The sequence below is a fragment of the Heyndrickxia oleronia genome (assembly GCF_017809215.1).
In the GTDB taxonomy this organism is placed as follows: Bacteria; Bacillota; Bacilli; order Bacillales; family Bacillaceae_C; genus Heyndrickxia; species Heyndrickxia oleronia.
In genome coordinates, this window is the sequence record NZ_CP065424.1 from 936,338 (window position 1) to 961,373 (window position 25,036).

Here is a 25,036-nt window from a genome sequence, read left to right on the forward strand (position 1 = left end):
AAAGGATGTTTTTGTAAAGTGTGTTGCTTTTGTAAAAGCCAAACTGCCGGTTTGTACACTAATAAAGGTGCAGCTTTTCTCAGAGTAATTTAAAGGTGTAGCGATTTTAAAACGTTATTAGTTACAGCTTTATTAAAAATCAACAATGTTTGAGAGAAGAGCCAAAATAAATGAGTAGGAGGATTATGATTATGACCAAGTCGACTATGAATAAATTAAAGGCATTTAACCTATTAGGGTGGATTGAGGAAAATAAGGATCAGCTTAAACCACCAGTGAATAATAAAGTACTTTGGGAAGACTCTGAGTTTATTTGTATGATCTTAGGCGGACCCAATCGACGTCGTGATTTCCATGTAGATCCTTCAGATGAATTCTTCTATCAAATTAAAGGAGACTGCTATGTTGAAGTGATTAATAATGGCAAACGTGAAGTGGTAACGGTAAAGGAGGGAGAGGTATTTATGCTTCCTGCCATGGTCCCACATTCTCCACATCGTATTCCTGATACGTATGGACTTGTTATTGAACGAAAGCGTGATCAAGGTGAACTAGAAGATTTTGTTTGGTTCTGTGACAAGTGTGATAAGGAAATGCATCGGAAACGTGTGCAGCTCACTGATATTGAGACACAAGTAAAAGGAGCTATTGAAGAGTTTAATAGTAGTGAAGATCTTCGAACATGTGAAAACTGTGGACATGTAATGTCAGAAGAGGTAAAAGAAAGGAATCCTGAACAATAATACGAAAGGTAGGACGGACTATGCGTTCAATTAATGCTTCAGAGGTAATGGCTAGGAGTAAATTTAATCGTTTCCATTTAACCGTATTTTTTGGGTGTGCATTCGGAATTATTTTTGATGGCTATGATTTAAATATGTATGGTGTCGTCCTACCTGCTTTAATGAAGGAATGGAATTTAACTGCTATTGAGGCAGGATTAATTGGAAGCTATGCCTTACTTGGCATGATGGCCGGAGCTTTTTTGTTTGCGCCACTCGCTGATAAGCTCGGTCGTAAAAAAGTTTTGGTTATATGTATCTCTCTATTTAGTGTCGCTACAATATTGACAGGATTTGTCACAGGACCTACCCAATTTTCCATCTTACGTTTGATAGCTGGAATTGGTTTGGGAGGGTTGATGCCGAATGTTATTGCATTAATGACCGAGTATTCGCCGAAGTCAATTCGGGGAATTCTTGTTGCTACCATGTATTGCGGATATGCGATAGGCGGTATTTTAGTTTCGTTGATGGGGATATTTGTTCTTCCTGATTTTGGGTGGAGAGTGTTATTTTGGTCAGCGGGCGTTCCTTTACTCTTTCTTCCACTATTTATAAAGTACTTTCCAGAGTCTATGAGCTTTTATATTTTAAGAAAACAAAATGCGAAGCTTTGTGACATCCTGAATCGAGTGGATCCAGGGCAGAATTATTCGGAAAATGATGAGTTCCAATTTGAAGAGGAAAAAGAACGTGCGAAAGGCTTTCCAGTTAAAAAGCTATTTGAAAGCAAACGTGCACGAAGTACATTTATGTTCTGGCTTGCTTGCTTTAGCTGCTTAATTATGGTTTATGGACTAAATACATGGCTGCCAAAGCTAATGATGCAAGCTGGGTATCCGTTAGGCTCTAGTTTGTCTTTCATGCTCGCTTTAAATATTGGTTCCATTATCGGATCTATCTTCGGCGGCTGGCTTGCTGATCGTATCGGCTCGAAAAAGGTATTAGTGATGTTTTTTATTCTAGGTGCAGCATGCTTTGCTTTATTGGGACTTAAAACGAATCTTCTCTTTCTTTATACATTAATTGTAGTTGGTGGTGCCTGTACGATTGGAACGCAAAATATAGCTAATCCATATATCGCTGAGTATTATCCAAAAGAAATGAGATCAACTGGTATTGGCTGGGCATTAGGTATGGGGAGAATAGGTGCATTACTAGCACCTACACTTGGAGGAATCCTGCTATCGAAAAATCTCCCTCTTCAAATAAATTTCCTTGCCTTTTGTATTCCATGTATTCTTGGTGGTCTAGCAATATTACTCATTCAAAATAAGTACGGAAGCTTTGATAAAAAAGTCATTGAAAACAAGCATTCAATTGAAGAAACCATTTTTGAAATGGAGGGAAAGGCATGAGAGTTGATTTTCATACACATATCATACCTGAAGACATTCCGAATTTCGTTGAAAAATTTAGCGGTGAACGCTGGCCAACGTTAGAAAAAACATGCTCTTGCGGGGCAAATATTATGGTGGCTGGGAAAGTGTTCCGTGAGGTGACTGATCAAGTATGGAGTCCTGAAAAAAGGATAAAGGACATGGATGCTGAGGGTGTTGATATCCAAGTATTATCTCCTATTCCAGTAACCTTTTCCTATTGGGCGGAACCAGAAGCCGCAGAAGAAATGTCGCAAATCCAAAATGATTTTATTGCTGAGACAGTGAAACAATATCCAAATCGTTTTATTGGACTGGGAACAGTCCCACTGCAGGATATTGAAGCTTCTATCAAAGAAATGGATCGGTGTATACATAAGCTAGGGTTAAAAGGTATTGAAATTGGATCGAATATAAATGGGAAAAATTTAGATGATCCTTCATTTACAGCTTTTTTTGAAATGGCAGAGAAGTGGGAAGTGCCACTATTCGTCCATCCGTGGGAAACATTAGGCAAGGAACGGATGCCGCGCCATAATTTCATGTATACGGTTGGGATGCCAAGTGAAACGGCTTTAGCTGCTGCTAGTTTGATTAACGGTGGGGTCATGGAGAAGTTTCCACGATTAAAGGTTTGTTTTGCACATGGTGGCGGCTCTTTTCCATATATTTTACCGCGTTTAGACCAGGGATGGAAGGTATGGCCACATTTGCGATTAACAAGTCAGCCTCCAAGTCATTATGCGAAAAACTTCTATTTTGATTCTTTAAACTATGACCCTCTAAATCTTAAGTATTTAGTTGATCGTTTTGGATATGACAAAATCGTTATGGGATCAGATTATCCATTTTTACTAAGAGAAATCCCACCAGGTAAGGTAATTGATGATACCGTTCAACTTACAGAAGAGCAGAAACAAGCAATTTTAGGCAAAAATGCACTCGCCTTTTTAAATATCGAAATAAAGGAAGAAATTAAACGATGAGTACACCAGAAGAAAAGCTACTAGAATTAGGTCTTGTGTTACCGCCATTACGTCCAACACTTGGCGGATATGTAGGCTGTGTAAGAACGGGTAATCTATTGTTTACAGCTGGGCAGGGAGTGGATGAGTATCACGGAAAACTTGGTCGAGATTTAACAGTAGAAGAGGGGTATTTAGCAGCTCAACAATCCATGCTGAATCTATTAAGTGTGGTCAAAAATGAGATCGGTGAACTAAGTAAAATAAAGCAATTTGTCAAAGTACTCGGAATGGTTAACAGTACAGAAGAATTTACAGATCATCCTAAAGTAATGAATGGGGCAACAGATTTACTTTTGAAGGTGTTTGGCGAAAGAGGGAAGCATGGGCGTTCTGCAGTAGGAATGGCTCAACTACCCAATAATACAGCCATTGAAATCGAAATGGTAATTGAGATTGAAGATTAGGAGGGATGACAGTGACAAAAGGAATCGTAGCTGAAAAAACAGTCATTCAGGACGCAAAGCTATTCATAAATGGGGAGTATGTTGATGCACTCTCAGGAGAGACCTTTGACACAATTAATCCAGCCACGAATAAAAAGCTAGCTACTGTAGCTAATGGTGGTAAAGAAGATACAAAAATCGCCATTGATGTGGCTCACCAGACATTTGTAAGTGGAGTTTGGAGTAATATGCCTGTTGAGGAAAGAGCAAACATACTGTGTAGAATGGCAGATTTAATCATGAAAAATGTTGATAAACTAGCCTATGTAGAAACACTTGATGTTGGAAAACCGATTAAAGAAAGTCGAGGATTCGATATTCCGCGTGCTGCTTCTAACTTTCGCTTTTTTGCTGAAATGGCAAAATATATGGTCCATGAGCACTATGATATGAGCAAGCATATGTCTTATGTTCAATATACACCTGCTGGAGTAACCAGCTTAATCATTCCTTGGAATCTTCCATTTATGCAAATGACTTGGAAAGCATCTGCTGCATTGGCTGCTGGGAATACAGTAGTTGTTAAACCTGCCTCCTATACGCCATTAAGTGCAGTAATGCTCGGAGAAATTGCGAATGAAGCTGGATTACCTCCAGGTGTCCTAAATATTTTAACGGGTCCTGGAAGTACGGTTGGTACAGTAATGGCCACACATCCTTCTATACGTAGAATTTCTTTTGTCGGTGAGTCAAATACAGGAAAAACAGTGATGCGTAATGCTGCCGAACATTTAATTCCTGTTTCATTAGAGCTTGGAGGGAAATCAGCGAATATTGTTTTTGAAGATGCTGATTTAGATGAAGCGGTAGCCGGTTCGATTGAGGCAATCTTCCGTAATCAAGGTGAAATTTGTTTAGCTGGTTCACGAATCCTCGTTCAAGAGAGTATATATGATCAATTTTTAGATAAATTTGTGACAGCTGTAAAGAAAATCAAGGTTGGCGATCCAACGGACGAAGCAACAGATATGGGGGCGCTCGTGTCAAAAGGTCACTTGAAATCTGTTGATGAATACGTACAAATTGGACTTAAAGAGGGTGCAAAGCTTGCCCATGGAGGGAAAGCGATCGCTGATCTTCCAGACGGAAATTTCTATGAGCCGACTGTACTTTATGATGTGAATAATAAAATGAGAGTCGCACAAGAAGAAATTTTCGGACCTGTGCCTGTCATCATTCCGTTTAAAACTGAGGAGGAAGCAATCCAAATTGCTAATGATTCGATATATGGTTTAGCTGGTGTAGTTTGGACGAATGATTTACGTCGTGGACAAAGAGTAACATCACAGGTTCACTCCGGATTATTATGGGTAAATTGCTGGTATGTCCGTGATTTACGTACACCATTTGGGGGTGCAAAGGCAAGTGGAATTGGTCGTGAGGGTGGTCGACACAGCTTTGATTTTTATACAGAAGCAAAAACCATTACCATAAAAAAATAAGGCTCTTTTCTCAAAAATAAAAACGAACGAAAGGTGACATTTGCTCGCCTTTTGTTGCTTTTTCTAAAAGGGAGGCTTTCAAGTGATAGTTAAGAATATCGATTTTGCAAATGAGTTGTTAAAAGCTGAGGAAACAAAACAAGCTGTAACAGCCTTAACAGAACGTGATGATCAGTTAATGGTGGAGGATGCTTATAGAATTCAATTGGAAACCGTGAATTTAAAGCTCGCACAAGGGAAAAAAATTATTGGGAAAAAAGTGGGCTTAACAAGTGCAGCAATGCAAAAAATGCTCAATGTAAATGAACCAGATTATGGGCATTTATTCGATGATATGCGTGTAGAAAATGGTGCCACAGTCAAAATCGATTCGCTCATTTCTCCAAAGGTTGAAGCAGAGATAGGTTTTGTTCTTAAGGAGGATTTAGTAGGCCCTAATATTACCTATCTTGATGTGATGATGGCAACAAAATATGTAGTACCAACCATTGAAATCATTGATAGTCGTATCGCAGATTGGAATATCAAATTAGTAGATACGGTGGCTGATAATGGTTCATCTGCAAAAGTGGTTGTAGGCGAGAAATATACGGAACTAAGTGGTATCGACCTACGAACGAACAGTATGGTTTTATTTAAAAATAATGAGTTGATTGCAACAGGAGCAGGTGCAGCAGCACTTGGGCATCCTGCAAACGCTATTGCTTGGCTTGCAAATAAATTACATGAGTTCGGGATTACTCTAAAAAAGGATGAATTGATTTTACCAGGTGCCTTATCTGGAGCGGTTGTAGTTACTGGTGGGGATACGATTGAAGCAAACTTCGGTGCTCTTGGATCTGTAACTGTGGATTTTGAATAATTGTTGCTTAGAAGATTGATACAAAATTTTTAAAGGAGGGGAATGGCAATGGGAAAAATCAAAGCTGCAATTATCGGATCCGGAAATATTGGTACGGATTTAATGTATAAATTGGAAAGAAGTGAACTGATCGAATTAACTGCCATGGTTGGTATTGATGAAAAGTCGGATGGATTGAAACGTGCTGAGCAAAAAGGATATAAAATCTTTTCCAATGGGATTGATGGAATTATAGAAAATCCTGATATTGCAGAAATCGTTTTTGATGCAACATCTGCAAAAGCCCATGTGCGACATGCAAAGGTATTAAAGGAATTGGGGATAATGGCAATTGATTTAACACCTGCAGCAAGAGGTCCTTTCTTTTGTCCAGCGGTCAATACATATCAAAGTGATGTAAAGCTAGATAATGTAAATATGATTACTTGTGGTGGTCAAGCAACTATACCGATTGTTCATGCGATAAATCGGGTTGCTGATGTCAGCTACGGAGAGATTGTTGCAACGATTTCAAGCTTAAGTGCAGGTCCAGGGACACGAGCAAATATTGACGAATTCACCATTACAACACGCCGTGGAATAGAAGAAGTAGGTGGTGCCGATCGAGGAAAAGCATTGATTATTTTAAATCCAGCTGATCCCCCGATATTAATGCGTGATACCGTTTATTGTGAAGTGAAAAGTATGGATGAGTCAGCGATTCGTGCATCCATTTTAGAGATGGTTAAAAAAGTAAATGAATATGTTCCAGGTTATCGTTTAAAACAAGAGCCGTTATTTGATGGGAACCGTGTTACCGTTTTTATTGAAGTAGAAGGAGCGGGAGATTATTTTCCAGCGTACGCCGGAAATTTAGATATTATGGCAGCAGCGGCTGTACGAGTTGCAGAAGATTTTGCTCTCTCGATGCAAAAAGATCATATGGTTAACACATCATTATAAAAGAGGAAGGAGCTAGCTATATGAATGGACGTGCGGATCGAATACAACTAACCGAAGTTTGTTTGCGTGACGGGAGTCATGCGGTTGCCCATCAGTTTACTGAAGAACAAGTGCGAAACGTAGTACGCGGTTTGGATGAAGCAGGGATGCATTATATTGAAGTAAGTCATGGAGATGGTTTAGGTGGTTCCACCATACAGTATGGGAAATCACTTGTTGATGAAATGACTTTAATCGAAGCAGCAGTCGATGAATGTAAAAACTCAAAAATAGCTGTGTTGCTTATTCCAGGAATTGGAACGATGAATGAGTTGAAACAGGCGAAGGACCTAGGTGCCCGATTAGTAAGGATTGCTACTCATGCTACGGAAGCAGATGTATCCGCCCAACATATTAGCAAAGCGCGAGAACTTGGTATGGAGGCATTAGGATTTTTAATGATGGCCCATTCGGTTCCTGTGGAAAAACTCGTCGAGCAAGCAAAATTAATGGAAAGCTACGGGGCAGAGGCAGTTTACGTAACCGATTCGGCGGGTGCTCTATTACCAACTGAAGTTCGTGAACGGATCAAAGCTCTTCGTCAGGCATTAGATATTGAGGTGGGATTCCATGGGCATAATAATTTATCTGTTGCCGTTGCTAATACAATAACAGCAATTGAAGAAGGGGCAACACGTATTGATGGTAGTGTTCGTTGTTTAGGAGCAGGAGCTGGAAATACACAAACAGAGGTTTTGGTAGCGGTTTTGGAGCGAATGGGAATCGATGTTGGAATTGATTTATATAAGATGATGGATGTTGCTGAAAATATTGTTGGTCCAATTATCCCCGGTAGTCAGGAAATTAAAAAGGGTAGCCTCGTCCTAGGGTATGCGGGTGTCTACTCTAGTTTTCTACTTCATGCAGAACGTGCAGGTAAGAGATTTGGCATTGATCCAAGAGATATTTTAGTAGAATTAGGGAAAATGAAGGTAGTTGGTGGACAGGAAGATATGATTCTGGATGTAGCAGCCGAATTGGCAAAAAACAGTAAAGTGAGGGCGTAAGAATGACTCTACTGACTAATAAAGAAAAGGAAATTATCGATTATTTATATGCTGCTGAACGTGATGCCAAGGAAGTCATCAAAGTAACAGATGAATATACGGATCTAACAATTGAAGAAGCGTATGTCATACAAGAAGGATTGCTTGCTCGTAAAATGGATGAAAACTGTACAAAAACAGTTGGTGTAAAATTAGGTTTGACAAGTAAAGCGAAGCAGGAAATGATGGGTGTCAATCAAGCAATATATGGCTATCTACATAATGATATGCTTGCACTTGAATGGGAGCCAATCCACTTTTCTGAACTAATTCATCCGAAGGTAGAACCGGAAATTGCTTTTCTATTAGCGGAAGACTTACAAGGAGAAAACATTACTGCCGAGGAGGTTATAAAAGCTACGAAATATGTAGCACCTGCACTCGAAGTAATCGATAGTCGTTATAAAGACTTCCGATTTACTTTAGTTGACGTAGTGGCTGATAATTGTTCGTCTGCTAAATTTGTTGTAGGAAGTAAATGGGTTTCTCCGAATGACATTGATTTAGGAAATATCGGCATGGTTATGTCTAAAAATGGTAAAGTTGAACAAACTGGTTCAAGCGCTGCAGTACTTGGACATCCAGCAACTGCGATTGCTTGGGCGGTGAATGAACTGGCAGCTGTAGGAAAGGGACTTAAAAAAGGAGACATTGTATTAAGTGGAGCGATGTCTGAAGCCATTGCATTCAAAGCGGGAGATTCAATTATTGCACAATTTGATGGCCTAGGCAGTGTGTCTATGTATTGTAAATGAGGAAAAGGGGACGTTCTGTTACTAAAGGACTTTCATCATGAGATGATGGAAGTCCTGTTTCTTATATTAATAGTCTATTAATTAAAGACTTGTGCGAAACTGGGTTGAAAACGTGCGAATAGCCATCAAACTTGTGCGAAACTGAGGTGAGATCGTGCGAATCATCAGCAAAGTCGTGCCAATGCATAGCTTTTTCATGATTTCTTCACTTGTCAAAATGATAAAAATCAATTTCCATAATAAATTGCACAAAAGCATGGACCATGCTTAATTTTAAGGATTCTTCGTGATAGAACATCCATGTTTTTCGTAAGATGGGTTCGTTGTCCTTTGTTTTGATTTCGATTTTGTGAAGATCATCGATATCGTCTAACGTCATGCTGGACATAATGGCATATCCCAATCCATTGATTACCATTTCCTTGCAGGTTTCCGATTTATCGACTTCGATACTAATCAAAGGAGGTTGCGAATAATTTTCTGCCCACCAATGATCAACTAGTGTTTTAAAAAGATAATCAGTGTGGTAATCAATTCTTGGTAGATGTGGGAGCTGCTCAATATCTATCTTTTCCTTTGAGACAATGCAGATTTTTTCTTCGAATAATAAATGCTTTTTTTCCTTCCAACCATAATCTCCTTTTAGAAAACCAATATGAATTTCTTCATTATGAACTAAGTTTGCAATATCTCCACTAAGTCCTGTTGTGACTTTGAACTCTATAAGTGGGTAGTGATCTTTAAAGATTCTCAGCAAATCGGGTAGTTTGTGGTATGCGAAGAAGTTTGATACCCCTAATTTTAAGGTTCCAGTTACTTTGCCTTCCATATTCCTCACATTCTCTTTTATCTTTTGAATATTGATTAGCACTTCATGTGCGGATTTCGCTAAATATTCACCTTGAGGGGTAAATTGAACACCACGTCTTCCTCTGTTGACGATCTGGACGGCAAATTCTTGTTCAATTTGCTGCAAGCGATTGGTTAGAGCAGGCTGAGATATGAATAGCCTTTTTGCTGCTTTTGTAATGTTTTTTTCTTTGTAGAGGGTTTGTAATATGAGCCAATCACGATCATCCATATGTTATCTTCTCCAATTTAGCCATTATTTTTTTTGATGGGTAATGATATAAATTTACTATTTTATTAATCTCTAAATGTATATTACATTCATTGTATTGATAATTCTAATAATTTTATCAACTTTATTTAGAAATGAAATGACACCTCTTGATAAAGAAAGAAGGGTCTACATTGGAAAAGAGTCATTTTTTTATTCGGAGTATTTGTTTTATTTTTCTTAGTAGCTTGGGAGGATTTGTTTTTTCCTTTACAAATCTCTCAATAGGATGGATGATTGGAACGCTTCTTTTAGCTGCATTGATTTCCTTTTATAAACCAAAGCTGATCAATCACCATAATCATCAAAAAGGGCTACCTTCTTTTTGGATGTATTTAGGTCAGATCTTTCTAGCAATTGAGCTTGGACAGAAAATAAATATATCCTTTATCGAAGTCTTTAGAGCAAATTGGATAAGTATTATTTCCATGCTTCTACTCTCTATTCTCTTTTCACTTTTATCTGGTTTCATATTATGGCGCTTTACTGATTTTGATATGATTACCTGTTTTTTTGGAGCAACCCCTGGAGGGTTAAGCGCAATGCCAAGCATTGCAGAAGAGGTTGGAGCGAACACGATGGTGGTGACAGTTATACAAACCATGCGTGTTTTCTTAGTTGTTCTAATGATTCCGCTATTTGCTTCAATTTGGTTGACACGTTCTACTAATGATCTCACCGTAAACCATGTAATAGTTTCCACGACACATTCTCCTTTTGAAATTACCCAACTTCTATGGACGGTCTTGTTAATCGTAGGCGTATGTGGCGGTTATTATGTTGGAAAGTATTTGAGATTTCCAGCTCCTTGGCTCGTAGGTGGAATGCTAGGTGTAGGATGTGTTCAAACAATGGGATCTGTTTTGTTTGATACAGATTTAAAGGCATGGTGGCCACCTAGTATGATGGTTTTATCGCAAATTTTTATTGCTACTAGTATAGGTTCTCGGTTTTATAAGGAAATGATCGTCGGCATGACAAAAACATTAGTTGTCTCATTTTTTACAACGATTGGTCTAATTCTTTCTTTGTTTTTTTGCGCGTATTTTATTTCACTCATAACAGGCATTTCCTTAGTTACGTCTGTATTGGCATTTACACCGGGAGGTATTGCTGAAATGACTACAACCTCCGCTGTTCTAAATGCAGATTCAACATTTGTAGTAGTTGTTCAAGTTCTTCGGATTGTTGTTGTACTGGTCATTTTACCTCCAGTCTTTCGATTATTAAAACGGTGGGAAGCACACAAAATTGAACGTTCTCGTACATCGGCATAAAGCGAAATATTAAATTGAATGTTTAGAATTATTAGTCTAATATATAGAATCTCATCTGCTTCCGATTTACAATAGAGTAGAATTGGTAAGTAAAAAGGGGAGGGATGGGATGAAAAAATATTTTTCGGTATCACTTCAAACAAAAGTAGTTGTTTTAATTACGGCCTTATTATTATTTGTTATTTTGATTTTGACAGTGTTTTACGGATACATTGAATCAAAAAGTACCGAGCAACATATAGGTCAGTTGGCGAAGCAGGTAGCGATCACTGTTTCGTTAATGCCTACAGTGAAGGAAGCATTTAATCTTGAACATCCTTCAACAGTCATTCAGCCCATTACCAAAAAAATTTCTGATGAAGTTGGGGCAGAGTTTATTGTTATTGGTAATAAGGATAGTATTCGGTATTCCCATCCAGACGAAAATAAAATCGGAAAAAAAATGGTCGGTGGAGATAATGACCGTGCCTTAAAAAAAGGAATGAATTATATTTCAGAAGCAGTAGGTTCTTTAGGGCCTTCCATTAGGGGGAAAGCTCCTATCCTTGATGAAAAGGGTGAAATTATTGGAATTGTCTCGGTTGGTTTTATGAAAAGAGAAGTGAGAGAGGTAATAAGTAATCGACTATTAAAAATTATACTTATATCTCTATTTGTATTATTTTTAGGCAGTGTAGGGGGTGTCCTATTAGCTCGAAACATTCGAAGGGATACTCTTGGCTTGGAACCGCATGAAATTGCTTCCTTATATCGAGAAAGAAGTGCTATCTTACAATCTATCAAAGAAGGAATTATTGCTGTAGATGCAAATGGCGATATTACAATGATGAATGATTCTGCTCGAAAAATATTAGGAGTCAAAAAAGATTCATTGCATACTCCGATTGAAACCATCATTCCAAATACAAAAATGCATAGAGTACTGGAAACTGGGATTCATGAAAATGACAAAGAAATGCTTTTAAATGAAAAACATGTGATTGTTAATCGGATCCCAATTCGGGATAAAGAGCGAATTGTCGGTGTGGTTGCTAGTTTTCGGGACAAAACTGAAATTAAGGCGATGTTAGATACTCTATCAGAGGTAAAGAAGTATTCAGAGGATTTACGGGCACAAACTCATGAATTTGCGAATAAACTTTATGTTTTATCAGGAATGCTCCAATTACATCAATACGATGAAGCATTATCTTTTATCCAAAACGAGGCTGCAGTACATAGAAATCAAAATCAAATTCTTTTCCAACAGATTGTTGATTCAAAAGTTCAAGCAATTCTTATTGGTAAGATTGGGAAAGCCTCGGAAAAAAAAGTAAAGTTTACGATTGATTCGTCCAGTTCTTTACAACCATTGCCGAAACAAATTGGTCTCGCTCAATTAATTTCTGTTCTTGGAAACATCATTGACAATGCCTTTGAGGCGGTTTCAACGAGTACGAAAAAAGAAATCACTTTTTTTACTACTGATGTTGGAAATGATATTGTGTTCGAAATTGATGATACCGGAAATGGAATTAGAGTAGAGGATATTAAGCATATTTTTCATAGAGGATATACAACAAAAAAAGGAAAAAATCGGGGATACGGATTAAGTATTGTAAAAGAAATTATAGAAGAGCTAAATGGAACGATTGAAATACAAGCAAAAAAAGAGGGAGGAACGATATTCTCCATTTTTATTCCAAAATGGATTAAATGCGAAAAGGAGGATTCTTTGTGATTAATGTTATCATTTCAGAGGACGATTTTAGAGTAGCGGCTATTCATGAACAATTCCTAAAGAAAATAGAGGATGTTTGTGTGATTGGAAAAGCATTAAACGGAGAACAAACCCTCGCATTTCTTAAAAATAATCGAGTGGATTTAATTATATTAGATATTTTTATGCCCGATCAATTAGGGACAGAGATCTTAAATGAAATACGAAACAACTATGAACATATCGACGTGATTATTATTTCGGCAGCTTTTGAAAAAAATTATGTAGAAGCTGCTATTCGACAAGGTGTATTGGATTATATTATTAAGCCTGTGACGATGGAAAGATTTAGGCAGTCCATCGAAAACTATAAAAGAAAACATCAATTATTTAGCTCAAACGAATTAAATCAAGAACTAATAGATAAATATTTTGGTTTTAAAAATGATTCGAATGATTCCAATAGGGATCTTCCGAAAGGAATTGATCCCCTAACATTACAAAAGGTGAAAGGGATTTTAAAGATTTTCCCTAATGGTGTATCAGCGGAAGAAATGGGTGAAAAAATGGGAGCCTCAAGGCCAACCGCTCGAAGATATTTAGAATATTTGACTTCAATTGGGGAGGGAAGTGCAGAGCTAGAATATGGAATCGTAGGCAGACCAGAAAGGAAATATCGATTAGTAAATAAATAATTTAAGTATTTTATTGTGAACATTATGAACAAAATGTTCACAATTTTTTTATTATTAATTTATTTTGTAAACGGTTACAAAAAGGTTTTTCTTTACTATGATTTTTTTAAGCTTAGAAAGGGGGAGAAGGGAAATTGAAGAAACGTTTTTTCTTTTTAGTTGTATTTGCACTTTTCTTGGTTATTACCTCTGCTTGTTCTAGTAACACTTCATCTTCAAAGGGAGGAAAGGATTGGAAGCCAGGTAAAACGATTGAAATTGTTGCTCCTAGTGGGGCTGGTGGTGGTTGGGATACCACAGCAAGAATGGCAGCCAAGGTTCTAGGCGAGGAGAAAATAATTGATCAAAAAATGGGGGTGGTAAATAAGACTGGTGGAGGAGGAGCTGTAGGATGGGCCTATATTCATTCTAAAAAGGGAAGTTCTAATAATCTCTTTGTTACTTCGCCACCGATGCTACTTGTTCCATTAAATGGTCAATCAGAATTTGATTATAAAGATTTTACTCCTATTGCAAACTTAATTGCTGATTATGCAGCGTTCGCTGTCAAGGCGGATTCAAAATGGAATAGTCTGAATGATTTATTTGAGGATATGAAAAAGGATCCTTCGAGTGTAACAGTTATTGGTGGTTCTTCACCTGGAAGCATGGACCATATCCAATTTGTAAAAATTGCAAAGGCAGCAGGTGTAGATATTACCAAAATTAAATATGTTTCTGATCAAGATGGGGGAGCCTTAACTTCTCTACTAAATGGAAATGCCGATGTTTTCTCAACAGGAGTTGCTGAGACGGCCGAACAGGTGAAAGCTGGGAAGATTAAGGTTTTGGGAATAACATCAGAGGAAAGGCTGAAAGGGGACATTATTTCAGAATTTCCAACAGCGAAGGAGCAAGGAATTGATGCGACTTTCATTAATTGGAGAGGATTTTTTGGACCGCCTAATATGGACAAAGCTGCTTTGAACTATTATGAGGGAAAATTAAAAGAGTTAAGTGATTCCCCAGCATGGGCTGATATTAGAGAAAAATATGGCTGGGATGAAGAATTTATGGATAGTGAGGAATACCAAAAGTTTTTGGAAGAAGAAAATAAAAGCATGAAGGCATTATTAGATGAACTTGGTCTAGCAAAGTAAAAATATTATTGGGTCGATGTTTCCCGCATCGGCTCATTCTATCATAGGTGGTGTGTTTAGAATGTTAAATACAAAAAATAAAAAGGTATCACTTGGATTAATGGTGGTATCGATCATTTATCTAATTCTCAGTTTTCGATTACCTTCATATGCCTATGTTCCGATTGATTCGGATGTCATTCCGATTGCCTTAGGATTTATTTTATTACTACTGTCCATCGCTTTATTTTTTATTAAGGATACAGGGGAAAAAGTAAAAATTCCAATGAATGATTTGATTCCGATTTTAATCGTATTAGGCTTTATCTTTTTTTATATTCTTTTCCTTGAATTGCTAGGATTTATTATTGTGACAGCACTTTTTATCTTTTTTTGCTCTTGGTATCTCGGCTATAAAAAGTTTTTATCCAACAGCTTAGTATCCATTGTTTTACCAGTAGCGATCTATTTCTTATTTGTATCATTTTTACAAATTCAATTACCAAGTGGTGTATTGCCTTTTTAAGAAAGGGGTATGAATGATGTTTGATGGAATATTGGCAGGAATTGAAGTGGTCTTTAGTTTTCAAGGAATTCTTTTCGTATTAATTGGTGTTATCGTTGGGACAGTTATTGGAATGATACCTGGTTTGGGACCGATAACGGCTATTGCGGTCATGATTCCAATTACTTATGGGATGGTGCCAGCTTTAGCACTGTTATTGATGGCTGGTGTTTATTATGGTGCAGCGTATGGGGGAGCAGCTTCATCAATCCTATTAAATGCACCTGGTACATCTGAGGCAGTGGCAACAAGCTTTGATGGTTATCCAATGGCGAAGCAGGGGAAAGCTGGGAAGGCATTAGCAGTCGCAGCCATTTCATCTTTTATAGGTGGTACGATCAGTGTTATTTTACTTACTCTTTTAGCACCTACTCTAGCAAATGTCGCTATTTCGTTTGGTCCACCTGCCTATTTTGCACTTATGCTAATGGGGTTAACAGCTGTATCTAGTTTGTCCGACGGATCAACAATAAAAGCACTAATTTCTGCCACAATTGGCTTCATGATTGCAACGATAGGAATTGATTCACAGACTGGAACACCAAGATTTACATTTGGGAGTGCGCATTTATTAGAAGGAATTGATTTCCTCGTCATTGCTCTTGGTTTATTTGCATTAGCAGAAGTGTGCTCATTGATTATTAATCGAAAGGAAAAAGGGACAGACACGAATAAAATTGGTAGTTTACGATTATCGAAACAAGAATTTCGTGAAATGTCTACAACAGCCGGGAAACAATCCTTTTTAGGATTCCTCATTGGCGTATTACCAGGTGCAGGGGGAACGATCGCCTCACTGCTTGCATATGTTTCCGAAAAAAAGATGAGTAAGAACCCAGAACAATTTGGGAAAGGTGCAATAAAAGGAATCGCAGCACCTGAGTCTGCTAATAATGCTGCATCTGGCGGTGCTTTTGTCCCATTACTAAGTTTAGGGATACCTGGTTCAGGGACAACGGCTGTGATGCTAGGTGCATTAATGGTGTTAGGGGTGCAACCAGGTCCATTATTAATTGGAGATCATCCCGATATTTTTTGGGGAGTTATTATAAGTATGTATATCGGGAATATTTTCCTATTAATATTGAATCTACCTTTAATCCCATATATATCAAAGATTTTAAAGGTTCCTCGTCCAATGCTCATTCCTTTAGTGATTGTGTTTTGCTTAATTGGTGTATACGGAGTGAGTTTTAATACCTTTGATATGTTTTTACTTCTACTATTTGGAATCATTGGTTATGTGATGAGATTATTTCATTTTCCTGCCGCACCACTCCTATTAGCATTTATTTTAGGGGGAATGATGGAACAATCTTTCCGCCAATCCTTAACGATTTCAAATGGAAGTCTAGCAATCTTCTTTACTAATCCAATTTCCTGTGTACTTTTAATCATTGCACTTTTAGCATTTCTATTACCGATTTTAAAAACATGGAAAAGGAAAAAAGAAGATAATCAGTCATCACAGCAGAGTGCCTAATCATAATAGGAAGGGGTAATTGAATATGAAGGAATTAAACTCTGTAAAAGCTAAAACCGTTGATTCAGTTTTTGAGACGATCGCTAATTATGTTTTAGATAAAGAGATTACAAGTGAAGTTGCTTTGGAGACTGCTCGATATGTTTTAATCGATAGCTTAGGCTGTGGTTTTTTGGCTTTAAGGTATCCGGAATGTACAAAGCATCTGGGGCCAATAGTACCTGGAACCATAGTTCCTAATGGAAGTCGTGTACCTGGTACTTCATTTGAATTAGATCCTGTCCATGCTGCGTTTAATATCGGGTGTATGATTCGATGGCTAGACTATAATGATACATGGTTAGCTGCTGAGTGGGGACACCCTTCTGATAATCTTGGGGGGATACTAGCGGTAGCTGATTACCTTAGCAGAACTCGGAAACGGGCTTTGAAGATGAGGGATATTCTTGTAGCGATGGTTAAAGCCCATGAAATACAAGGCGTGCTAGCACTGACTAATAGTTTAAATCGCCAGGGGCTGGATCATGTGTTATTTGTTAAAATTGCTACTACCGCAGTGGTTACTGGTATGCTTGGTGGTACAAAAGAAGAAATCATGAATGCAGTTTCGAATGCTTGGCTTGATAATTCTAGTTTGCGAACATACCGGCATTTTCCAAATACGGGATCTCGGAAATCCTGGGCCGCAGGTGATGCGACAAGTAGAGGTGTTCGATTAGCTTTTATGGCATTAAAGGGAGAAATGGGTTATTCGACAGCACTCTCTGCCCCTCATTGGGGATTTCAGGATGTGTTATTTGATGGAAAAGAGATAACCCTTAGCCGAACACTTGATTCTTATGTTATGGAGAATATTTTATTTAAAATTTCCTATCCGGCAGAATTTCACGCGCAAACGGCTGCTGAATGTGCGATTCGATTGCATCCGATTGTGAGAGATCGACTGGTTGAGGTAAATAGAATTGTCATTGATACTCAAGAATCGGCGGTTCGTATTTTAGATAAGAAGGGACCGCTACATAATCCTGCTGACAGAGATCATTGTCTTCAATATATTACGGCAATAGGACTAATATATGGAACGATAAACGCTGATCATTATGAAGATGAAACAGCACAGGATCAACGGATTGATCAACTACGTGAAAAAATGGAGATCGTCGAAAATAAACAATATAGTATTGATTATTTAGATCCAAATCTTCGTTCGATTGCTAATGCTGTGCAAATTTATTTTAAGGATGGATCAGTTAGTGAAAAAATTGAATGTCAATATCCAATTGGACATCCGTTTAGAAGGGATGAGGGAGTTCCCTTACTAATTAAGAAATTTCAGGATAACTTGGAAACCTGCTTTCCCGTAAAACAAGTTCAAGAGATTATGAGCATCTGTATGGATTCATCGGTGTTGATTGATTATCAGGTAGATGAATTTATAAGTAAGCTATTGATCTAATTTGTTAAACATTGAAAGAAGGGATTATGGATGTCATGGTTAATAGATCAAGAATTAAGTCAGCAAGAGCTTTCAGATCGATTTCGTAAACAAATGCTAGAACCATCTATTTTACAAATTCCTGGTGCATATGATGGACTAAGTTCACTAATTGCTAAGAAAATTGGATTTAAGGTGCTTTATTTATCTGGAGCAGCTTATACTGCCAGCAGAGGTTTGCCTGATTTAGGAATGATTCATTCTGAGGAATTGGCTGCTCGTGCGAAAGATATTATTCGTGCCTCAAACTTACCACTACTTGTTGATATTGATACAGGGTTTGGAGGGATTTTAAATACGGCGAGAACCGCAAGAGAAATGGTTGAATCCAGAGTGGCTGCCATTCAAATTGAAGATCAAGAATTACCAAAGAAATGTGGTCATCTGAATGGAAAGAAATTAGTAAGCATCGAGGAAATGGTTCAAAAAATTAAAATCATTAAAGAAGTAGCTCCCTCTCTAGTTATTATCGCAAGAAGTGATGCAGCTTCAGTTGAAGGGATCGATCGTTTAATTGAAAGGGCAAATGCTTATATTGAAGCAGGTGCTGATGCAATTTTTCCAGAAGCATTGGCAACAGAAGAAGAGTTTACAAAAGTTAAACATTCACTTCAAATTCCTTTATTAGCGAATATGACTGAGTTTGGTAAAACTCCCTACTATACAGCGATGGAATTTGAAGACTTTGGATACAGTATGGTGATCTATCCCGTAACATCACTAAGGGTAGCGGCCAAGGCGATTGAACAGGTCTTTACTAATATATTGAAAGATGGGACACAAAGGAATTCCATAAACGCGATGCAAACAAGGAAAGACCTTTATGATACGATACAATATTTTGAATTTGAAAAGCTAGATGAAAAAATTGCTCAAACAATCCTCTCTGAAGATTAATTAGATGAAAAGTAAAGAAAGTGTGGGATAAGAATCCCACACTTTCTTTATTTAAGACTATTTTCTGCTTTTGTAAAAACCTTACTGCTGGCTTTTACAGCAGCGGATCTGATAGAGTTTGCAGCTCTTTTCCAAGTGGAAATGGTTTTTTGGTCATTAACCTATTTTTATTTAGTTAAAACGTTACCTAAATCGCGACAATGTTTGAGAAAAGAGCCTTATTTAAATAAATTAATACTTGTTATGATAATCGGCATGGCAAATACATCAATTAAGAACGCACCAACAATTGGAACAACTAGAAATGCTTTACGTGATGGACCGAATTGTTCAGTAATGGCGGACATATTGGCCATAGCATTAGGGGTTGCACCTAGTCCGTGTCCAGTAAAGCCACCAACCATTACAGCGGCATCGTAGTTTTTTCCAAGTAATTTAAATAGAACAAAGATACCTAAAAGGACAATGAAAATAACTTGGACAAAAACGATGATGACCATTGGTAAGGCAAGTCCTGTTAATTCCCATAATTGAATGCTCATTAGCGCCATGGAAAGGAAGATTCCTAATGTTACATCACCAATTAGATTGATACTGGTCATATCAATTACTTCATTGTTTACTTTATCGATAATGTTCCGAACAATCACAGCGACAAACATTGCACCCACATAGTTTGGTAATACGAAGCCTGTTGCATTGGAGAATAATTCCCCTAGATAAGAACCTGCCGCCATACAGAACGTAATGATGAGAATTTGGGCAATAAATTTCTTCGAGTGAATCCCATTTGATTCAGAATTAGCATCCATTGCTGCTGCTACTTCATCATTAGCATCAACCTCAGTTGGTTTAAGATTATATTTTGAGATTAAATATTTTACGGTTGGCCCACCTACTAATCCTCCAGCAATAAGACCGAATGTTGCAGCTGCAAGTCCTACAGATAAGGCAGAATTGACCCCTAGTCCCTCGATAGTTCCACCGAATGCTGTTGCTGCACCATGACCTCCTTCCATGGATACTGCACCAATCATTATTCCTAATAACGGTTCAATTCCAAGAACCTTTGCCAATGATATACCAATAAGATTTTGGCACAAAGCTAAGACGCCACAAGCTAACCAGTAAATAACCAGTAGCTTACCCCCAAGTTTCACTAGCTTAAAGCTTGCACCTAAACCGACTGTGGTAAAGAATGTCAACATGAATAGGCTTTGTAAAGAAGTATCTAAGGTGATTTTCATTAGTCCTGTTTGTCTTAAAATCGTAACGAGAATGGCAAATAAGAGTCCACCTACAACAGGGGCTGGTATACAGAACTTTTTTAAGAAGTTTATCTTTTTTATTAGTAGTCCTCCTAGCATTAGTAAAGCTACAGCTAGAAAGATAGTGGTAATTTGATTTAATTCCAAGTTCATACTATCCCTCCAATTTTAATGTTATTCGTGAAAGTGAATGAGAGATTCATTGATTAATTGTGCCGCTAATGTCACGGTTTTATTATTCTCATCAACAACAGGGTTTACTTCTGAAACATCGAAGGAAAGAACCTTTTCTTTCGCAACAATATGTCTAATTAAATCTCTTACTGTTTTGGGATGCAGTCCAAATGGGGATGGTGCACTAACTCCTGGAGCATAGGCTGCACTAATTACATCCGTACATAAAGTTAGAATGATTCTGTCATGTTGATTGATAAAATCATTAATTTTTCCTAAAGAGAGATCCAGTTCGGATGTTACCTCTTCTTCAGTGATATGTTTGACATGATACTTTTTGGCTGTTTCAAAAAGTGCTTTTGTGTTTCCTTGCTGTTGAATGCCCACACACAGGTAGCTGGATTTTGAATCAGCATCTAAAATTTGCTTAAACATTGTACCAGAGGAGGTTGTCTTATCATATGGCCTCATATCAAAGTGGGCATCAATATTAATGATTCCTAATGTTTCATCGGGGCCGAGATAGTTTCTTGCACCTAAATAATGTCCATAGAAGGTTTCATGGCCGCCACCAAGGATAATTGGGGTAATACCTTTACGATAGAGGACGGTGGCTGCTTGTCCTAGTTCACTTTGCGCCTTTTCAAGCTGATCCTCTTCGCATTGAATCGTCCCTACATCAACTACAGTTGTTGAAGGGGAAAGATGCCAAGGCAACTTCGCAAGAGCTTGTTTAAGTAGATTAGGGGCTTTGGCAGCGCCTAAGCGTCCTTGATTACGTCTAACTCCTTCATCACAACTAAAGCCAATCAATCCAAAGATTTTCTGTCCTTTTGAAGCGGTGGAAAGGGAGGAAGGTGTATCTAATTTAACCTGTTGGTGTAGACGGAAACTAAGTGGATCAGTGTGACTATCGACTCTACCATTCCAGTGATCGGAAGAAGGCTGAATATACATATGTCTCACTCCTATTAAAATTCAGAATTATATCTATATACCAATTATAACCGCTTTCATTTATAATTACTAATACATAATAATAATAGATTTATAGTTTAAAACTATAAGTGAGGAGGAGAACATGGAGATCCGTCAACTAAGGTATTTCATAACAGTTGTTAAGGAACAAAGCTTCTCAAAGGCTGCGAAACTTTTACATATATCACAGCCATCTTTAAGTAATGCAATAATGAAACTAGAGAAAGAGGTTGGGATCAAGCTATTGGAGCGGAATACTCGGGGTCTTTCATTAACGGATGCTGGGCAAATTTATTTTTTTAGGGCTGAAGAGCTAATAAGATCGCTAGAAAATACTCATAAAGAGCTTGAAGAAGTAAAGCAAATTGGTAATGGGAAAATTAGTATTGGATTAATTGAATCATCGATGTTTTGGTTTCCTAAAGTGATTAAAAAGTTTAAAAAAAGCTTTCCTAAAATAGAATTTAAGCTAAAGGAAATATTAGGGGAGAGACAGGTTATTCAATCCCTTATCGACTATGACATTCATTTTGCCGTAACGAATCAGCCTCTCAGTCATGAGGAAATTCAACTTAATCCCATCTATGATGAGCGGTTCATTCTCTTAACACATGAAGAGGATGAGTTGAATACAAAGGAACGGATTACCATTCCAGACTTAGCAAACCGAGATTTTATTATCTGCTCTACGGGATTTCAAACGAGAGAAAATGTATTACAAGCATTTGCAAATGAACAAGTAACCCCTAAGGTCATGTATGAAATCGAGCGTTTCGAAACAGCCTGTAGTTTAATTGAACAAGGTTTAGGAATCACATTTTTGCCGGAAAGCTATATCAAGCATATCCATACATCAAAAATTGCTACTCATACGATACACTCGAATTTTTTAAAACGGACGGTTTACCTTGCATATTTAAAAGATCGGTATCTTTCTCCAGCAGTGCATGAATTAATGGGAAGGGTGGAGAGATTTTTTTAAAGTAATAACTGGTGGGACAACAGAACCGACCCTTTGTCCCAAAGAGAGGAGAACATATGGAACGTTCAGAAAAGATTTTTTTAGACTATGTGAATGATAAGGAGTTAAATCAATCGGAGAGGGATATTCTTGCTTTTCTTATTGAGAAGAGATTTGTTGGTGGTCCGTTAAGTATTCGTAAGGCTGCGGATGAGTTGTTTGTTTCGACAACCTCGATTATTAGGCTTTGTAAAAAGCTTGGATTCAGCGGGTATAGTGAATTTATTTATCATTTAGGATTAAAGGTTTCTAATTTACCTGAACATATTTCGGAATCTGTTGTGGGTATTCATCAACCTTTGGAGGATAAAGTATCAGAGTTTATTCAAAATTACCATTTAACCTTTCATTCGATTGATGAAACCCATATTCAAGCTTTTTTACATGAAATCGAAAAGCATAGAAAGATTTATTTCTATGGGGCAGGGTTTTCTACAATATTTTCCGATTATTTAGCGAAGAAGCTAGAGTTATTTGGTTATTATGTTTCGAATGCCTCTACTAGTGATAGCAGGGCATTATTTTTTAATAATATTCAAAAATACAATTTATTAATTGTCTTTTCGCGGTCTGGTGAAACAAATAAAGTAATAGAAAAAGTAAAAATCGCAAAGGATAATGGATTGAAGACGGTCCTATTTACTGGAAATAATAAGAGCACAACAGCTCAACTTGCTGATATTGTTTTTCAAGTATTAGACCCAACGATCGAGTCACAACAAGAATTTCAAGTGACTTCCTATGAATCAAACATGTTTATGCTTATTGATATCATTCTAACTTTAGCGATTAAACAAGGAATTATCACTGAATTTTAAATAGCTATTAATGAGATGTAACATGTTACGATATTTGTTCACATTGTACAGAATCGCCGTTTTCCCTTTCGTGAGTAGGAAAACGGCATTATACTGTGAATGTAATTGATAGCGTTTACTTGTTGAAAGGAAGGTTGCGAATGAAAAGGGTCTTGAATGGTCTTCAACTTTTTGGAAAATCATTATTTGCACCTATATTACTTTTACCGATTATAGGGCTGTTTATAGCCTTTGGTAATGTATTTGGAAATGGGAACTTAGCAGAATATATTCCATTTTTAAAACATCCATTTGTACAGAATATTGGACAGTTTATTTCGGGATCGGCCGTATCGATTCTTCAAAACCTGGCCCTTGTTTTCGCCGTTGGGATTCCAATCGGATTAGCGAAAAAGGATAAAGGGTATGCGGCTTTAACTGGCTTAGTTTCTTTCGTTATTTTTATCAATGCCATGCATCAAGTACTGAAATTAGCAGATCGTTTAGTGCCAACTGAGTCTATGCAATCTTCTGGGCAAGCAATGGTATTGAATGTTCAAGTGCTTGAAATGGGTGTATTTTCAGGTATTTTAATCGGGGCTTTGGTAGGGGTTTTACACAATAAATATTGTGATACGAAATTTAAAGGCGTTATGCAAATTTATTCTGGTCATCGTTTCGTTGCTATTCTGGCCATTCCAAGTGCGATGATTTTAGGTGTATTGGCCGCTGAATTTTGGCCATTTGTTCAAAATGGAATTACGGCATTAGCCATTGGTATTAAAAGCCTAGGGTCTTTTGGCTTCTTAGTATATGGCTTCCTAGAACGAATTTTAATCCCTACTGGTCTGCATCATCTTGTATATACACCATTTTTATATACAGAATTAGGTGGAACAGAACAGATAGGTAAAGATATAGTCTATGGGGCAAGAAATATTTACTTTGCTGAAATGGCAGATAAAAGTATTCCAGTGTTAAGCAGCACTGTAAACTGGGATGCACGTGGATTAAGTAAAATGTTTGGATTAATGGGTGCTGCAGTAGCGATGTATGTAACAGCTAAAAAAGGTAAAAAATCAATGGCGAAAGCAGTTTTATTACCTGCTGCGATTACTTCCTTCTTATTGGGTGTAACGGAACCAATCGAATTTGCGTTCATGTTCGTGGCTCCTGTATTATTCGTTGTTCATGCGGTTTTAGCTGGTACAGGTATGATGCTGTTAAGTCTGTTAGGTGTCCATGCAATTGGGGCAAATGGTTTTATTGATTTCTTACTTTATAACCTGCCATTAGGAACAACAAAATCCAATTGGCCGATGTTTATATTAGTCGGATTGTTTATGTTTGCACTTTACTTCATTATATTCCGCTTCTTAATTTTAAAGTTGAACTTAAAGACACCGGGGCGTGAAGATGATACAGAAGTTGTAGTAGAGCAGGTTCCTGTTCAAACAACGAAACAGGGAACAGACAAAGATCAGAATTCTTCTCCAGTTGGGCAGACAATTATTACTGCTTTGGGTGGAAGTGAAAATATCGAGAACGTTGATAATTGCTATACAAGATTAAGGCTTGTATTGAAAAATCCAGATATTGTGGACGAAAACCTATTGAAACAAACAGGTTCAAAAGGTGTGATCAAGTCTGGTAATAATGTTCAGGTTGTTTACGGATTAAATGTTAAATCTGTTCGGGATCAAGTAGATAGTAGCTTAGGAGGAATATAAG

The 25,036-nt window shown here is 37.5% G+C and carries 23 protein-coding genes; 20 read left to right on the forward strand and 3 right to left on the reverse strand.

Translation table 11 applies throughout. The features are described from left to right. Positions 1-191 precede the first annotated feature (191 nt). From I5818_RS04765 to I5818_RS04805, 9 genes are all read left to right on the forward strand, one after another. Entirely contained in the window at positions 192-743 is a 552-nt protein-coding gene (locus tag I5818_RS04765; protein ID WP_390883569.1) for a 3-hydroxyanthranilate 3,4-dioxygenase, read from the forward strand. A gap of 20 nt (positions 744-763) precedes the next feature. Next, positions 764-2,140, forward strand: coding sequence for an MFS transporter (locus tag I5818_RS04770; RefSeq protein ID WP_078109806.1), 1,377 nt, complete (start codon positions 764-766; stop codon positions 2,138-2,140). After that, on the forward strand, positions 2,137-3,147 hold the full coding sequence (locus tag I5818_RS04775) for an amidohydrolase family protein (protein ID WP_078109805.1): 1,011 nt from the start codon (positions 2,137-2,139) through the stop codon (positions 3,145-3,147). The genes I5818_RS04770 and I5818_RS04775 overlap by 4 nt, the downstream gene beginning before the upstream one ends. Continuing rightward, positions 3,144-3,593 carry a RidA family protein gene (locus tag I5818_RS04780; protein WP_078109804.1) on the forward strand — a complete coding sequence of 150 codons (450 nt, stop codon included), beginning with the start codon at positions 3,144-3,146 and terminating at the stop codon, positions 3,591-3,593. Before I5818_RS04775 ends, I5818_RS04780 begins: the two co-directional genes overlap by 4 nt. Positions 3,594-3,598: 5 nt before the next feature. Then, complete coding sequence (locus tag I5818_RS04785; RefSeq protein WP_411818871.1) at positions 3,599-5,074, forward strand: aldehyde dehydrogenase; 1,476 nt, start codon at positions 3,599-3,601, stop codon at positions 5,072-5,074. Positions 5,075-5,156: 82 nt separating this feature from the next. Continuing rightward, positions 5,157-5,936, forward strand: coding sequence for a 2-keto-4-pentenoate hydratase (locus I5818_RS04790; RefSeq protein WP_078109802.1), 780 nt, complete (start codon positions 5,157-5,159; stop codon positions 5,934-5,936). Positions 5,937-5,984: 48 nt separating this feature from the next. Continuing rightward, positions 5,985-6,878, forward strand: coding sequence for an acetaldehyde dehydrogenase (acetylating) (locus I5818_RS04795; RefSeq protein WP_078109801.1), 894 nt, complete (start codon positions 5,985-5,987; stop codon positions 6,876-6,878). Positions 6,879-6,898: 20 nt separating this feature from the next. After that, a complete protein-coding gene (dmpG, locus tag I5818_RS04800; protein WP_078109800.1) occupies positions 6,899-7,924 on the forward strand; it encodes a 4-hydroxy-2-oxovalerate aldolase in 1,026 nt (341 codons plus the stop codon). 2 nt (positions 7,925-7,926) lie between these two features. Continuing rightward, positions 7,927-8,718 carry a 2-keto-4-pentenoate hydratase gene (locus I5818_RS04805; protein WP_078109799.1) on the forward strand — a complete coding sequence of 264 codons (792 nt, stop codon included), beginning with the start codon at positions 7,927-7,929 and terminating at the stop codon, positions 8,716-8,718. Between the two features lie 205 nt (positions 8,719-8,923). On the opposite strand, the gene I5818_RS04810 is transcribed toward I5818_RS04805, so the two are convergent. Further along, a complete protein-coding gene (locus I5818_RS04810; protein WP_078109798.1) occupies positions 8,924-9,799 on the reverse strand; it encodes a LysR family transcriptional regulator in 876 nt (291 codons plus the stop codon). A 173-nt stretch (positions 9,800-9,972) separates the two neighbouring features. Between I5818_RS04810 and I5818_RS04815 the strand changes: the two genes are divergently transcribed. The 8 genes from I5818_RS04815 to prpB all read left to right on the forward strand — a co-directional run bounded on the left by I5818_RS04815 (position 9,973) and on the right by prpB (position 19,067). After that, positions 9,973-11,115, forward strand: a complete 1,143-nt coding sequence (locus I5818_RS04815) for an AbrB family transcriptional regulator (protein ID WP_235849588.1) — start codon at positions 9,973-9,975, stop codon at positions 11,113-11,115. 109 nt (positions 11,116-11,224) lie between these two features. Then, positions 11,225-12,835, forward strand: coding sequence for an ATP-binding protein (locus I5818_RS04820; protein ID WP_078109797.1), 1,611 nt, complete (start codon positions 11,225-11,227; stop codon positions 12,833-12,835). Continuing rightward, positions 12,832-13,509: a response regulator gene (locus I5818_RS04825; RefSeq protein WP_078109796.1), complete on the forward strand. Its 678-nt coding sequence runs from the start codon at positions 12,832-12,834 to the stop codon at positions 13,507-13,509. Before I5818_RS04820 ends, I5818_RS04825 begins: the two co-directional genes overlap by 4 nt. Before the next feature lie 134 nt (positions 13,510-13,643). Next, on the forward strand, positions 13,644-14,648 hold the full coding sequence (locus I5818_RS04830) for a tripartite tricarboxylate transporter substrate binding protein (protein ID WP_078109795.1): 1,005 nt from the start codon (positions 13,644-13,646) through the stop codon (positions 14,646-14,648). Between the two features lie 61 nt (positions 14,649-14,709). Further along, on the forward strand, positions 14,710-15,153 hold the full coding sequence (locus I5818_RS04835; protein ID WP_078109794.1) for a tripartite tricarboxylate transporter TctB family protein: 444 nt from the start codon (positions 14,710-14,712) through the stop codon (positions 15,151-15,153). 16 nt (positions 15,154-15,169) lie between these two features. After that, positions 15,170-16,675, forward strand: coding sequence for a tripartite tricarboxylate transporter permease (locus I5818_RS04840; protein WP_139358110.1), 1,506 nt, complete (start codon positions 15,170-15,172; stop codon positions 16,673-16,675). A 25-nt stretch (positions 16,676-16,700) separates the two neighbouring features. Then, positions 16,701-18,131 carry a bifunctional 2-methylcitrate dehydratase/aconitate hydratase gene (locus I5818_RS04845; RefSeq protein ID WP_078109792.1) on the forward strand — a complete coding sequence of 477 codons (1,431 nt, stop codon included), beginning with the start codon at positions 16,701-16,703 and terminating at the stop codon, positions 18,129-18,131. Between the two features lie 30 nt (positions 18,132-18,161). Further along, on the forward strand, positions 18,162-19,067 hold the full coding sequence (gene prpB / locus I5818_RS04850; RefSeq protein ID WP_078109791.1) for a methylisocitrate lyase: 906 nt from the start codon (positions 18,162-18,164) through the stop codon (positions 19,065-19,067). 218 nt (positions 19,068-19,285) lie between these two features. Here the strand turns inward: prpB and gltS are convergent, their stop codons facing one another. Together gltS and hutG are read right to left on the reverse strand one after the other, a co-directional pair. Continuing rightward, the gene (gltS, locus tag I5818_RS04855; protein ID WP_078109790.1) at positions 19,286-20,488 is read right to left on the reverse strand and encodes a sodium/glutamate symporter; all 1,203 of its coding nucleotides are present in this window, start codon (positions 20,486-20,488) and stop codon (positions 19,286-19,288) included. Between the two features lie 21 nt (positions 20,489-20,509). After that, positions 20,510-21,466 (reverse strand): formimidoylglutamase, encoded by a 957-nt coding sequence (hutG, locus tag I5818_RS04860; protein ID WP_078109789.1) that lies wholly within the window; start codon positions 21,464-21,466, stop codon positions 20,510-20,512. A 124-nt stretch (positions 21,467-21,590) separates the two neighbouring features. Between hutG and I5818_RS04865 the strand changes: the two genes are divergently transcribed. The 3 genes from I5818_RS04865 to I5818_RS04875 all read left to right on the forward strand — a co-directional run bounded on the left by I5818_RS04865 (position 21,591) and on the right by I5818_RS04875 (position 25,035). Beyond that, positions 21,591-22,469, forward strand: a complete 879-nt coding sequence (locus tag I5818_RS04865) for a LysR family transcriptional regulator (protein ID WP_078109788.1) — start codon at positions 21,591-21,593, stop codon at positions 22,467-22,469. Between the two features lie 56 nt (positions 22,470-22,525). Then, on the forward strand, positions 22,526-23,326 hold the full coding sequence (locus tag I5818_RS04870) for a MurR/RpiR family transcriptional regulator (RefSeq protein ID WP_058004920.1): 801 nt from the start codon (positions 22,526-22,528) through the stop codon (positions 23,324-23,326). A gap of 140 nt (positions 23,327-23,466) precedes the next feature. Continuing rightward, positions 23,467-25,035 (forward strand): PTS transporter subunit EIIC, encoded by a 1,569-nt coding sequence (locus I5818_RS04875; protein ID WP_078109787.1) that lies wholly within the window; start codon positions 23,467-23,469, stop codon positions 25,033-25,035. Position 25,036 lies beyond the last annotated feature (1 nt).